Source organism: Stenotrophomonas sp. GD03654, from assembly GCF_029845105.1.
GTDB lineage: Bacteria > Pseudomonadota > Gammaproteobacteria > Xanthomonadales > Xanthomonadaceae > Stenotrophomonas > Stenotrophomonas africana.
The window spans coordinates 1-13,416 of sequence record NZ_JAOCLC010000059.1; the positions used below are offsets into that span (position 1 = coordinate 1).

The window sequence follows — 13,416 nt, forward strand, 5'->3', positions numbered from 1 at the left end:
GAACCCACCCCGACCGACCCAATCACATGAAGCGCATTTCGCGACCAAGCCACGAGGGGCTGCGCCGTTGGCGGGAATCCCCCGCGGATTCGTTAGCCGAAAGTTAAAGATCCGTAAGCATTCTGCTGCGATCCCGCAGTCATCTGCATGCAACCGATCGTCATTAGCCTTCGTGACGTTCCAGTCAGGTTCGACGCGGTAAGCTCTCCCTCGATGAGCTCGCAGCATCGCTCATCGAGTGCAGTACGCAGTAGCAATTTGGAGGAATACATCACATGGCAATCGTTCTTTATGTCGGTGGTAGCAAGGATGGCGAGAAGGGCGTGGTGCCCTACGGCTTCAGCAAATCCCGCGCCGACACCGCGCTGGGGCCGGAGTTCTACACGGAGCGGTTCATGGAACTGCAGGGTGTCGGCAAGGTCCGCCTGATGGCCCTGGAAGGCATGCGTGACGAGATCGTCATGCAGCGCGCCGCCCGCCACTACCGCTGACCTCCGCAACACGCGGCAGGGCGCGCCCACCATCGCGCGCCCGCGCCGGCATCCCAGCCCAGGGCCAGTCCGAGCCCTCTCGTTGCCAGGATGCCGGCGTCCAATCCGGCCCCGCCGCTGAACCTCGCCCCCTGTCAATGCCTTGTCCGGCTCCGTCGTGGATTGCCAGAATGGGGTCTTCCCGAACCGCGGCACAGACCTGAAGCAATGCACGACGCCAAGAACGCACAGAGCGCGCTCGCCCAGCAGATCGCCCAGACCATCGCCGACGAGATCGGTGCCCAGTCCGCCCAGGTACGCGCCGCCGTCGGGCTGCTCGACGAGGGCGCCAGCGTTCCGTTCATTGCGCGCTACCGCAAGGAAGTGACCGGTGGCCTGGACGACACCCAGCTGCGCAATCTGGAAGTGCGCCTGACCTACCTGCGCGAGCTGGAGGACCGTCGTGCGGCGGTGCTGGCCAGCATCGGCGAGCAGGGCAAGCTCAGCGACGAACTGCGCAACGACATCCTGGCCGCCGATACAAAGAGCCGCCTGGAAGACCTGTACCTGCCGTACAAGCCCAAGCGCCGCACCCGCGCCCAGATCGCCCGCGAGGCCGGCCTGGAGCCGCTGGCCGATGGCCTGCTGGCCGACCCGACGAAGGACCCGCAGACGTTCGCGGCCACCTTCGTCGACACCGACAAGGGCGTGGCCGATACCAAGGCCGCGCTGGAAGGCGCGCGCGCGATTCTGATGGAGCGCTGGGGCGAAGATGCCGCGCTGGTCGGCGAGCTGCGCACCTGGCTGGGCGAGACCGGCGTGATCCGTGCCCGCGTGGCCGAGGGCAGGGAAACCGAAGGCGCCAAGTACCGCGATTACTTCGAGCATGCCGAGGCGCTGGCGAAGATTCCATCGCACCGCTTGCTGGCACTGTTCCGTGCGCGCCGTGAGGAGATCCTGTTCCTGGAACTGGACCCGGGCAGCGATGCCGAGGCCGGCCACCAGTACGCCGAAGGGCGCGTGGCGCGCAAGGCCGGGATTGCCGACCAGGGCCGTGCCGCCGACCGTTGGCTGCTGGATGCCTGCCGCCTGACCTGGCGCGCCAAGCTGCACTCCCATCTGTTGCTGGACCTGTTCAACCAGGCCCGCGAGAAGGCCGAGGCCGAGGCCATCGCCGTGTTCGGTGACAACCTGAAGGACCTGCTGCTGGCGGCTCCGGCCGGCCCGAAGACCGTGCTCGGGCTGGACCCGGGTATCCGCACCGGTTGCAAGATCGCCGTGGTCGATGCCACCGGCAAGCTGGTCGCCACCGACACCATCTACCCGCACGAACCCCGCCGTCAGTGGGAGCAGTCGCTGCAGACGATCAAGCAGCTGTGCGCCAAGCACAACGTCGAGCTGATCGCGATCGGCAACGGCACCGCCAGCCGCGAGACCGACAAGCTGGCCGGCGAAGCGATCAAGGCCGCTGGCAACCCGAAGCTGCAGAAGGTGGTGGTCAGCGAGGCCGGTGCCTCGGTGTACTCGGCCTCCGAGTTCGCGGCCAGGGAATTCCCGGGCCTGGACGTGTCGCTGCGTGGCGCGGTGTCGATCGCGCGCCGCCTGCAGGACCCGCTGGCTGAACTGGTCAAGATCGATCCCAAGGCGATCGGTGTCGGCCAGTACCAGCACGACGTGGATCAGTACCGGCTGGCGCGGGCGCTGGACGCGCGCGTGGAGGACTGCGTGAACGCGGTCGGCGTGTACGTGAACACCGCCTCGGCCGCGCTGCTGTCGCGGGTGTCCGGCCTGTCGGCCACGGTGGCCGAGAACATCGTGCGCCATCGTGACGACAACGGCCCGTTCAAGCGTCGCAAGGACCTGCTCAAGGTCGCGCGCCTGGGCGAGAAGACCTTCGAACAGTGCGCGGGCTTCCTGCGTATCGCCGATGGTGACCAGCCGCTGGACGCCTCGGCGGTGCACCCGGAAGCCTATCCGGTGGTCGAGCGCATCGTGGCCAGCACCGCGCGCCCGATCAAGGCGCTGATCGGTGATGGCAGCTTCCTGCGTGGCCTGAAGGCAGAACAGTTCACCGACGACACCTTCGGCGTGCCGACCGTGCGCGACATCCTGAAGGAACTGGAAAAGCCGGGCCGCGATCCGCGTCCGGAGTTCAAGGCCGCGCGCTTTGCCGAGGGCGTCGAGGACATCAAGGACCTGCGCGAAGGCATGGTGCTGGAAGGCGTCGTGAGCAACGTGGCCGCCTTCGGTGCCTTTGTCGATATCGGCGTGCACCAGGATGGCCTGATCCACATCTCGGCGCTGTCCGATACCTTCGTGAAGGACCCGCGCGACGTGGTCAAGGCCGGCGACATCGTCAAGGTGAAGGTGCTGGAGGTGGACGTGGCGCGCAAGCGCATCGCCCTGACCCGGCGCCTGGACGATACCCCCGGCCAGGCCACGAGCCGCCCTGCCCAGCGCGATGAGCGAGGCCAGGGGCAGGGGCCTCGCCGTGACGCGGGCGGCCAGAACCGTGGGCCGAACCGCGGCCAGGGCGCCGCCAGCCGTCCCGCCCAGTCCGCGCCGCCGGCCAACAACGCCCTGGCCGAGGCCTTTGCACGGGCCAGGCGCAGCTGAGGATCGTGCCCCCCGTCACGGTTGATCCGGGGCGGGGGACTTGTCGGTTTTCCCCGTGATTGCGCACACTTGCGCCTGAGGGGGGCGTTCGGCCTCCCCGCTGTCGCTGGGGAGGGCCATGACGCCAGCACGACCCGCCGTCTTCGTCGCAGGCTGCAGCGTTTCGCTGCGGTCGGCGCCTGCCCGTGCCGGCAGGGGACCGGAGTGATGGCGGGCCAGGGAAACAACGGCAACGGGCTGCTTGAGCGGCGCCTGCAGGAGCTGTCCGAAGAGCGCCGCCGGCTGGCGATGATCATCGATGGCACTGCTGCGGGCACCTGGGAATGGAACGTGCAGACCGGCGAGATGCGGGTCAACGCGCGCTGGGCCGAGATCGTCGGCTACCGCCTGGAAGAACTGGAACCGATCTGCCAGAAGACCTTCCTGAAGCTGGTGCACCCGGATGACATCGCGGTGTCCGATGCAGCGCTGGATGAGCATTTTGAAGGGCGCGCCGACAACTACGCCTGCCTGCTGCGCATGCGCCACAAGAACGGCCAGTGGATCTGGATCCAGGACCGCGGCCGGGTCTTTGAGTGGGATGGGCAGGGCAAACCGCTGTGGATGGCCGGTGCCCATGCGGATGTGACCGAGCTGCAGCAGGCCCGCCAGGATGCGGCCGAGACCCGCCAGCGCCTGCAGGCGGTGGTCGATGCCTCTGACGAGGTTGCGGTGATCGCCACCGATACCGACGGCACCATCACCCTGTTCAATACCGGCGCACAGCGCCTGCTCGGTTACACCGCGTCGGAGGTCGTCGGCCAGCGCCGCCTCGATGCCTTCCATGATCCGGCCGAACTGCAGGCCTGGTTGCAGCCGCTGGCCGATGCTGATGGCAATCTGCCCGGCGTGTTCGAGGCGCTGAGCGCGCGTGCTGACGGACAGACCTACTCGCGGCAATGGACGCTGCGGCGCAAGGATGGCCAGTCACGCCAGGTGCGCCTGTCGATCAGCCGCATGGAAGGCGCCAACGGAGCGCGTATCGGCTACGTCGGCATGGCGATCGACATTACCGAGATCCTGCAGGCGCGCGCCGAGGCGCGCCTGTCGGCGGAAAAGTTCGCCGGCGCGTTCACCAGTGCGGCGCTGGGCATGGCGCTGGTGTCGCTGGAAGGCCGCTGGCTGGACGTCAATGACGCACTGTGCCGGATCCTGGGCTACCCCCGCGAAGAGCTGCTGCAGGTCGATTTCCAGCGGCTGACCCATCCCGATGACCTGCAGACCGATCTGGCCCTGGTGCAGGACCTGCTGGCTGGGCGGCGCAGCCACTACCACCTGGAGAAACGCTACCTCGATCGCGATGGACGCGTGATCTGGGCGCGGCTGTCGGTATCGCTGGTGCGCAACGAGCACGGCGAGCCGCTGCATTTCGTGTCGCAGATCCAGGACATCAGCGCCCAGCGCAGCAGCGAGCAGCGCCTGTTCGAGAGCGAGCAGCGCAGCCGTATCACGCTGGATGCGGTGGCCGACCTGGTGCTCAGTGTCAGCCTGGATGGCCGTATCGACTATGCCAATGCCGCCGCGGTGCGCACGTTGGCGGGCGACGGTGCGCTGTCGCTGGCCGGGCACAAGGTGCAGGACGTGCTGGCGTTGACCACCGAGTACGCGCCGGGGTCGGTGCTGGACGTGTCGGTACTGCTGGATCCGGAAAGCAACGCGGTGGACCTGCATGCCGACCTGCTGCTGCGCCTGGGTACTGCCACGGTGCCGGTGGACCTCACCCGCGCCTGGTTGCGCGATGACGAGGGCCACGTTCGCGGCGCGGTCTGGGTGCTGCGCGACGATACCCAGCAGCGTGCCCGCCAGCGCGAGGCACGGCACCTGGCCGAGATCGACCCGCTGACCGAACTGAGCAACCGCCGTGGCTTCGAGGTGCACCTGCAGCAGGCGATCACCCGCGTTGAACGTACCGGCCAGGCCGCGTCGCTGATGTACATCGATCTGGACAGGTTCAAGCCGATCAATGACACCTGGGGCCATCTGGCCGGCGATGCCGTGCTGTGGGCGGTGGCCAGCGTGCTGCGTCACGGGGTGCGCGATTCGGACGTGGTGGCGCGGCTGGGCGGCGACGAGTTCGCGGTGATCCTTTCCGGGTGTACGCCGCGCCGCGCGGCCCGCATCGGCGGTGAACTGCTGCACACCTTGGCATCGCTGTCGATTCCGTGGGACCGGGACCGCCTGCATGTGGGCGCCAGCATCGGTATCGCGCCACTGGCGGGTGGGATGAGCGTGGACCAGGCTGTGGCGGCGGCTGATGCCCAGTGCTACCGGGCCAAGGCAATGGGTCGCAACAACGTGCAGGTGCAGGGCGAGGCCAGTGAGCTGCCGGGCGACGACATCGACCCGGCCGACGGCTGATCTCAGTCTGTGAGAGGGCGTGCGCGAATACTCCGCGCACTTCCCCTCGTACAGGTGACCCCATGAATGTCTGCAATCCGGTAACGGTGCGTGCCTTCGCCCCGGCTCTGGTTGGCTGGTGCCTGGCCCTGGCCGCCTGCCTGCGTGCGGAACAGCTGCGCGGCGATCTGCACGCGCAGGCCCTGCTGCCTGTACTGCAGGGCGGCGCGGCCGCCCTGCTGGTGTTCACGCTGTCCTGCATCGGTGCCGCCAGCATCGTGTTGTGGCGGGCGGGCAGGAACGCAGTGGAGTGATGCGGTGGAGGGTGACCGCATCCCCATGTCATGTTGCGTCAGCGTAATACTTCATCCGAACTGACCAGCTGCACATCGTGCATCAGGTTGAGGTAAGCCTCGTAGTAGCCCTTGTGCGAGGCGCCGACGATGGTCAGCATGCGGGTGCCTGGGTGCTGGCCCAGCACATCCCGCATGTTGGCGACCATGCGCAGGTTGCGGGTTTCCCAGTAGCCCACATAGTTGCGGCCGAAGCCCTCGGGAGATGGTTCCACCAGGGTCGCACCGAAGTCGCTGTTGTAAGCCATCATCGCGGCGTCCGAGGTGTTGTAGGCGCGATACATCGCGAGCAGCCCCTCGGGTTTGTCGAGGTTGGCTTCGAGCGGCTCGTCAGCGGCCATTCGCGTCTTGACGAATGGATTGTCCCAGGCGGCCCGGATGGCTGCGATGTAGGCTTTCCTTCGCGATTCCGGCGTGGGCGAATCCGCGGTGTGGTCGTCGACCGACCACAGCCGTTCCAGCCCCAGCCGTGCGGCCAGTACCCCTGCGACCATGCCCACTTCGTCCGGCCTGGCCATGCGGGTGTCGAGGTAGCGCACCAGCTCGGGCGTCAGGCTGTCACCGGCACGACGCTCTTCACTGGGTAACCGCAGCCACTGCACGACGGCCGAACCGTTCTCGCCCGCAGCGAGGAAAACCGCGGCCAATCGGCGCCGCTGGGCGGCGCTGGGTTCGCTCGGCCAGTCCGCAAGCAGGCGTTCCATCTCGGCATTGGCGCTGGGAACGTCCAGGCCGGTCGCGGCCTGCGCCGGTGCTGGATCGACGCAGTAGTCCTCGACACTTCCGGCGTAGCGGCCTGGATTGCGGCGCATGAAGTCGCACTGCAGGCCGGACAGGTTCTCCACCGCGATCACCGTTGGCTGCCAGGCCTGCAGTCGCTGCAGCAGGGGCTCCAGCATTGCTGGCTTGAAGGTCTTCGGCAGGCTGGACAGGTGCGGGCTGCCCAGCACCAGTACCTCGTTCGGGCGACCGGCAGGCGGACCCTTCAGCTGGTCGGGATGGAAGGACGGCCGATAGGCGGCATCGGCAGCCAGGGCACCGGTACTGCACAGTCCCAGGAAGAGGTAGCTGGCCAAGCGTGTAAGCATGTGATCTCCGTGTCCGTGAATATCCTTCAGATCACTGCATGCTGGCCGTTTCCCGGCGTCCGGGAATCCCCCGTTGGTCATGGCCCTTTCGGCTTGCGCTGCACGCGCCTCATGAGCGAGGCTGGATGCAATGAAATCGTGGTGCAGGACATGACCTCAGGCAACCGGGTGATCGAAAGTGCGAGGTTGTGCCTGCGGCCTTTCACGGCGGAGGATGCCGATGAGGTGTTCGCAGCGATCACGCCGGGGCTGACACGCTACATGGCCTTCGAGCCGCCGCCGTCGGAGCAGGCCTTCACTGCGGTCTGGCAGGCGTGGTTGCCCACCATCGCCGAGGGGACGGACATCACCTTTGTCATCCGCCGACGTGACGATGGCGCCTTCCTTGGTCTGGCCGGCCTGCATCGAACCATGGACGCCGAACCCGAACTCGGCATCTGGATCGATGAAGCGATGCATGGCCAGGGCTACGGCCGGGAAGCCGTGGCGGCGGTGTGGTCGTGGGCTTCCGGGCGCCTGCGATGCGCGGCATTCCGCTATCCGGTGGCCGAGCAGAACGCGCCGAGCCGGCGTCTGGCCGAATCCCTGGGGGGCGTGCCCGTCGCGCGTGAGCAGGAAGTGAAGTACACGGCGATCGTCTATCGCATTCCTGCGCGCATGCCTGGAGTTGCGACGGACGTCGCGGAATCCCGCTAAAGCCCCGAATCCCATCGCCGATATCCCCTCTGGATCCCGCTCCAGTCCCCCGCTGCAGGACCCCAGGCTGCCCCCGATGGGCGGTCCGCGCTGTGTGTTCCGCCGTTGCCTATGCCGATCGCACCCGCACCAGACGTTCTTGCCAGCCGCTCGAGGGGTGCCTGCCGGTACCTGTAGTCCCAAGCAACTGAAGTTGCCGCCGGGCATCCCGCCCGTCGGGTCGCAACCGCTTACCGGACACCGAGGATCAGACAATGCTCATTCCAGGCTTCACGGCGGGCGCGCAGGCGCCGGCCGAGCTGCATACCCGTTGGTCGCCGTGGCGCGCGCTGCTGGGCGCCCTTGCTCCGCATCAGCGCACCCGCACCGAGCCGGCGGCAACCGACCGCGCCGAACTGGAAGCGCAGGTCGCGGCGCTGCATCGCGTGCAGGCGGTCATCGAGTTCGCGCTCGATGGCACCATCCTGCAGGCCAACGACAATTTCCTGCAGGCAATGGGCTACCGGCTGGAGGAGATCCAGGGCAAGCACCATTCACTGTTCGTCGATGCCGAGCAGGCGCGCAGCGCCGAATACCGCGACTTCTGGGCGCGGTTGGGGCGCGGCGAATATGACGCCGGACAGTATCGGCGCTTCGGCAAGGGCCAGCGCGAGATCTGGATCCAGGCGTCGTACAACCCGGTCCTGGATCGTCAGGGACGGCCGTACAAGGTGGTCAAGTTCGCCACCGACATCACCGCGCAGAAACTGCAGGCGGCCGATTCGGCCGGGCAGCTGGCCGCGATCGCCAAATCGCAGGCGGTGATCGAATTCAGCATGGATGGGCGCATTCTCTCGGCCAACGAGAACTTCCTCACGGTCACCGGCTACAGCCTGGATGAAGTGCGCGGGCAGCATCATTCGCTGTTTGTCGAGCCGGATCACCGCAGCAGTGATGAGTATCGTCGCTTCTGGGAGAAACTCGGACGCGGCGAATACGATGCCGGCCAATATCGTCGCTTGGGCAAGGGCGGGCGCGAGGTATGGATCCAGGCCTCCTACAACCCCATCCTCGACCTCAACGGGAAGCCGTTCAAGGTCGTCAAGTACGCGACCGACATCACCGCGCAGGTGCATGAGAACCAGGCCATGCAGCGCGCGGTGGCGCAGACCCGGGAGGTGGTGGCGGCTGCCAAGCAGGGCGATCTGACCCGGCGCATTGCGATGAAGGACAAGCAGGGTTCGATCGCGGAGCTGTGCGAGGGCGTGAACTCGCTGGTCGAGGCGATGGCGGCGATCATTGGCCAGATCAAGTTCGCTGCCGACACCATTGCGGTGGGCGCGACCGAAATCGCGCAGGGCAACAGCGATCTGTCGCAGCGCACCGAACAGCAGGCCGCCTCGCTGGAGGAGACCGCTGTTTCGATGAAGGGCCTGGCCGAGACCGTGCAGCGCACCGCCACCAACGCCCGCCAGGCCACCCAGCTGGCCGGTGGTGCGGCCGATGTCGCTGCGCGTGGTGGCAGCGTGGTGCATGAGGTGGTCGAGACAATGGCGGTGATCAATGCGTCGTCGCGGCGCATCGTCGACATCATCGGCGTGATCGACGGCATCGCCTTCCAGACCAATATCCTGGCGCTGAATGCAGCGGTGGAGGCCGCACGTGCCGGTGAGCACGGCCGTGGCTTCGCCGTGGTCGCCACCGAGATCCGCGAGCTGTCGCAGCGTTCGGCCAGCGCAGCCAAGGAGATCAAGCACCTGATCGACGAGTCTGTTGCCAATGTGGGGGCCGGCACCGCCCAGGTCGAGAGCGCGGGCCGCACCATGGATGAAATCGTGACCAACGTCCGCCGGGTGAGCGACCTGATGACCGAGATCAGTACCGCCTCGCAGCAGCAGAGTGATGACATCCAGCAGATGAACCATGCGGTCGATCTGATCGACCAGGGAACCCAGCAGAACGCAGCGCTGGTCGAGGAGGCCTCGGCGGCGGCACGCAGCATGGAGGAACAGTCGGCGCAGCTGCTGCAGACCGTGGCGAGCTTCCGTGTGCAGGGCGGGGGCGGCCATCCGCATGGGGTGGCCGCGTTGCACGCGGTCTAGGCGCGGCGTCCGGCAGTCGCGACCCCGGCCGCCTTGGCCGGGGCGAGCTGCACGCAGTTGCGGCCGGCGTGCTTGGCCCGGTACAGGGCCTGGTCGGCGCGGTCGACCAGATCATCCGGCTCGCGCTCGTCGCTGGCGGACTGCCAGGCGACGCCGACGCTGATGGTCACGTGGCCGTCCGGGGCGGGCAACGCCGCGTATTCGACGGCAGCGCGCAGTCGCTCGCCCAGATCCAGTGCATGCGAGGTGTCGGATGAGGGCAGGGCGGCGATGAACTCCTCGCCGCCGTAGCGGGCCAGCAGGTCATCACCGCGCTGCAGGCAGCCGTCGAGGATCGCGGCAACGGCGCGCAGGCGGCGGTCGCCCTCAGGGTGACCGTAGGTGTCATTGAGCCGCTTGAAGTGATCGATGTCGATCATCAGCACGGCCAGGCCCAGGCCCTGGCGGCGGGCGCGGCGGTGGGCCGCGCCAAGCGATTCATCGAAGCTGCGCCGGTTGCCCAGCCCGGTCAGCGGATCGCGCCGGGCCAGCGTTTCCAGCTCATCGCGCTGGCGCTGGATCTCGGCCTGGCTCAGCACGCTGCGCAGCGCATAGCCGAGCAGGGCGCCGATGAATCCGATCGTGGCCAGGGTCGGCTGCAGGCGTGCGACCAGCAGCGCCACCATCATCAGCAGCAGCGGCAGCATCAGCGGCACACCGGCATCGACGATGCGGCGCAGGTTGGGCGATACCGGCGCTGCAGGGCGGCGGCGGTTGCTGCCTGCCATGATCGCCAGCAGTACGAACAGTCCGCTGATCAGCAGGTCCTGCCAGTTGCCGTCCGGCGCCTGCGGCTGGTAGGTGTTGATGTAGAAGGCCAGCAGGAAGTAACCCAGCGCGTAGATCGTCAGCGTCCGGAAAAAATCCCGGCGATCCGCATTGTCCTCGGCCAGGAAGCGGATCAGTGCGAAGCAGAACACCAGGCTGTTCTGCACGTTGCTCATGGTGTTCAGGCATTGCGTCCACAAGGCGGTGTTCAACGGAGCCATTGCCCGCGCATGCATGTAGTACAGCAACCACAGCAGCGCGATGATCCCGAAGTCCACTGCACGGATGTAGCGGTTCCCGCCCCCCGGGCTGGCAGCGGCGTAGATGAGTGGAATCCGGTAGAACACGTACAGGATCAACGATGAGGCGGTCATCTGCGCAGGGGAGAGGCCGGCCACGTTCCGGTACAGCAGGGCCAGCAATGCAAGCGCGAACAGGGCGACGGCGGCGCCCAGCGTCCGCCATTGGCAGGCGGCCTGGCTGCAGCGTGCGCGCCGCAGACAGGCCAATGCGGCCAGCAGCGGCGCGGAGATCAGCAGGAGGTAGGAGCCGACCGGGTCCTGGGGGCCGATCAAAGCGATGGCAAGCGCGTGCACGACCAGAAAAAACAGTGCAGCACGCAGCGTCATGCATTCCCCCGCCCACAGATACGGCGGGATCACGATAGGCAGATGTACCTGCGGCTGGCAAGAAAAGTGTGATGCGCATCGAATGCGAACCTTGTCGAAAGTCGCAATTGTGTGTCAGGGGGATGACCTAGCCATGCCTTTGAGGTGGGCGTACATCCAAAAGTCACGGGGCTGTCCCCGTACCCGCCGGTAGGCGCTCAGGAGCCCTTCGCGCTGCATGCCCAGGCGTTCCAGCACGGCGATCGAGCGGATGTTGCTGTCCAGCACGGTCGCCTGGATACGGACCAGGGCGCGTGCGGAATGACCCCATTCAAGCACCGCGCGTGCCGCCTGCGTGGCCAATCCCTGTCCCTGCCAGTGGGGGTCGAGGTCATAGGCGAGCTCGCCGCGGCCATGCAGGAGGTCGATGCCGTTCAGGCCGAAGGTGCCGATCAGCCGGTCGCCTGAATCCACCAGTCCCCAGCGCTGGTCGGGGGACGTGGGCAGGTAACCGGCGATCAGCTGGCGCAATGCGGCTTCCGAGACCTCGTTCCAGCTGGTGTGTTCGATCACGCCCGGTAGAGACAGGTAGCGGGACCATGCGGCCGCATCATCCACCCGCAGGGCGCGCAGGCGTGCGGGCAGGGTGTCTGGAAGTGACGGCAGACGTGAGGCAGGCATGCCGGGCAGTGTGGTCACTCCGTGCCTGGAAAAGCAAAAGGCCAGGTCGGGGACCTGGCCTTTGATGCTGTGGTGCCGGTGAAAGGACTCGAACCTTCATGGGGTCACCCCCGGCTGATTTTGAGTCAGCTGCGTATACCATTCCGCCACACCGGCAGGCAGCGTGCGAGTGTAACCGAGGTCGGCAGGGCTTTCATAGAGGCAAGGCCGATCGGGGCGCTTCCTGTCGGCATCGGCTCTGTGATGGCTATACTGCGGCGGCTTGAATGCCTCCAGGAGCGGTAGCCGATGACAGTGTTGCAGGACCTGAGGGTGCTGGTGGTCGAGAACGACGAGATGAGTGCCGCACTGCTGCAGATGCAGCTGGTGCATGCCGGCGCGACCGTGGTCGGGTTGGCGGCGAGCGTGGATGAGGCACTGCGCCTGTTGAAGGAAAGCTCTCCAGACGTGGCTCTGCTCGATTACCGCTTGGCCCGGAACGAGACCAGTGAGCCGGTGGCTGCCGCGTTGTCGGCACGCGGTGTGCCGTTCGTACTGGCGACCGGGATGCTGGCCGAGCAGTTGCCGGCGTCGATGCTGACCGGCGTGCTGCTGGTCAAGCCGTACCTGTCGGCGGATCTGTGCCAGGCGCTGGTGCGTGCCGTGGGTCGCTCCCGGGTCAAGGCCTGAGGCCTGTGTTTCAGCCTGCTTCCTCGTACACGTAGCGGATGTCCTCACGGTCGTCGAGGATCCGGTACTGCCGGGCCAGGTCATCCGGATCGGGATTGAGCCAGGCGTCCAGGTGCTCCCTGCGGATCGGCACGACGCCGCGGTCGTGGCCTGCAGCGGCGACGTCGTGTGGAGGGGTGTCGGTGATCGTGGCGAATGACAGCAGGCGACCTTCCGGGCCCTCCCATTCCGCCCACAGGCAGGCCAGCAGCAGGTCGCGCTGTGGATCGGGGCGGAACTCCAGCACCACGTCATCCTCCTTCTCGCCGGCGTCGAGCGTGCGCCCGGCGATGGCGTGGCGGGGTACGTGTTCGTAGAACGCCTGCACCACCACCACGCCATGGCGCAGGCCGAACGCGCCGCGCCAATAGCCTTCCAGGCTGTCGCGCCGCGCGTTGTAGGTACCCGGATAAAGCACGTCGTTGCGCGCGGGCTTGTCCGGCAGCCGGCACTGGTAACGCATCGGCTTGATCACGCGCTTGCCGTTCTCGCTGACCATCACCGGTGCGTAGGTGCCTGGGAAGATGCGGTTGTCGCGTGGCAGCAGCTGTACCCGGTGCAGGTCTTCCAGGCGGGACTGCGCGCGCTCGATGCGATTGCCGGCCACGCGCAGGTCGTTGCGTGCCTTCTGGGTGGGGCGGGTCGCCAGGGTGGCGTTGGCGATATCGCGCCGCTCGCGCTGGCGCGACAGCTCCGCCTCGAGATCCTGGCGTTCCTGCGCATGCCATTGCTGGATCTTTGCAACGATGTCACGGCCCTGCTCGGTGCGCGCAGCGGCAAAGCCGTCGTCCATGGCCTTGGGCGTCTTCGGGCGCTTCTTGCCGGGATCGTGTGCGTACAGCTCCGCGAATTCTTCCAACGACAGGATGGCGCCGAACTCGCGGACCAGCTTGGCGTAGTCGGCGCGGATCAGGGCGGAATAGCACATGGAT

11 protein-coding genes and 1 tRNA gene are annotated in these 13,416 nt (G+C 67.0%); 7 read left to right on the forward strand and 5 right to left on the reverse strand.

Features of this window, described 5'->3' with window-relative positions; all coding sequences use genetic code 11:
• The first annotated feature begins 275 nt into the window (after window positions 1-275).
• The 4 genes from N5J73_RS18605 to N5J73_RS18620 all read left to right on the forward strand — a co-directional run bounded on the left by N5J73_RS18605 (window position 276) and on the right by N5J73_RS18620 (window position 5,776).
• Window positions 276-491, forward strand: a complete 216-nt coding sequence (locus tag N5J73_RS18605) for a hypothetical protein (RefSeq protein ID WP_005410085.1) — start codon at window positions 276-278, stop codon at window positions 489-491.
• A gap of 207 nt (window positions 492-698) precedes the next feature.
• Window positions 699-3,086 carry a Tex family protein gene (locus N5J73_RS18610; protein ID WP_049443531.1) on the forward strand — a complete coding sequence of 796 codons (2,388 nt, stop codon included), beginning with the start codon at window positions 699-701 and terminating at the stop codon, window positions 3,084-3,086.
• Window positions 3,087-3,293: 207 nt separating this feature from the next.
• On the forward strand, window positions 3,294-5,483 hold the full coding sequence (locus N5J73_RS18615) for a PAS domain S-box protein (RefSeq protein WP_049443533.1): 2,190 nt from the start codon (window positions 3,294-3,296) through the stop codon (window positions 5,481-5,483).
• Between the two features lie 62 nt (window positions 5,484-5,545).
• Entirely contained in the window at window positions 5,546-5,776 is a 231-nt protein-coding gene (locus N5J73_RS18620) for a hypothetical protein (protein WP_049443534.1), read from the forward strand.
• A 38-nt stretch (window positions 5,777-5,814) separates the two neighbouring features.
• Here N5J73_RS18620 and N5J73_RS18625 read toward each other — a convergent pair whose 3' ends face one another.
• Entirely contained in the window at window positions 5,815-6,903 is a 1,089-nt protein-coding gene (locus tag N5J73_RS18625; protein WP_049443536.1) for a DUF5694 domain-containing protein, read from the reverse strand.
• A 111-nt stretch (window positions 6,904-7,014) separates the two neighbouring features.
• Here N5J73_RS18625 and N5J73_RS18630 point away from each other — a divergent pair, with 111 nt between their 5' ends.
• A complete protein-coding gene (locus N5J73_RS18630; RefSeq protein WP_239508902.1) occupies window positions 7,015-7,599 on the forward strand; it encodes a GNAT family N-acetyltransferase in 585 nt (194 codons plus the stop codon).
• Window positions 7,600-7,853: 254 nt separating this feature from the next.
• Complete coding sequence (locus N5J73_RS18635) at window positions 7,854-9,680, forward strand: methyl-accepting chemotaxis protein (RefSeq protein WP_049443538.1); 1,827 nt, start codon at window positions 7,854-7,856, stop codon at window positions 9,678-9,680.
• On the opposite strand, the gene N5J73_RS18640 is transcribed toward N5J73_RS18635, so the two are convergent.
• From N5J73_RS18640 to N5J73_RS18650, 3 genes are all read right to left on the reverse strand, one after another.
• Window positions 9,677-11,116: a GGDEF domain-containing protein gene (locus tag N5J73_RS18640; RefSeq protein WP_049443541.1), complete on the reverse strand. Its 1,440-nt coding sequence runs from the start codon at window positions 11,114-11,116 to the stop codon at window positions 9,677-9,679. The two genes, N5J73_RS18635 and N5J73_RS18640, sit on opposite strands and share 4 nt — an antisense overlap.
• A gap of 114 nt (window positions 11,117-11,230) precedes the next feature.
• Window positions 11,231-11,776 (reverse strand): GNAT family protein, encoded by a 546-nt coding sequence (locus N5J73_RS18645; RefSeq protein WP_049443543.1) that lies wholly within the window; start codon window positions 11,774-11,776, stop codon window positions 11,231-11,233.
• A 70-nt stretch (window positions 11,777-11,846) separates the two neighbouring features.
• Window positions 11,847-11,932 (reverse strand) — tRNA-Leu (locus tag N5J73_RS18650).
• A 132-nt stretch (window positions 11,933-12,064) separates the two neighbouring features.
• On the opposite strand from N5J73_RS18650, the gene N5J73_RS18655 reads away from it, so the two are divergent.
• A complete protein-coding gene (locus N5J73_RS18655; protein WP_049443545.1) occupies window positions 12,065-12,445 on the forward strand; it encodes a response regulator in 381 nt (126 codons plus the stop codon).
• A 10-nt stretch (window positions 12,446-12,455) separates the two neighbouring features.
• On the opposite strand, the gene N5J73_RS18660 is transcribed toward N5J73_RS18655, so the two are convergent.
• Window positions 12,456-13,412, reverse strand: a complete 957-nt coding sequence (locus tag N5J73_RS18660) for an SOS response-associated peptidase family protein (protein ID WP_049443547.1) — start codon at window positions 13,410-13,412, stop codon at window positions 12,456-12,458.
• Window positions 13,413-13,416 lie beyond the last annotated feature (4 nt).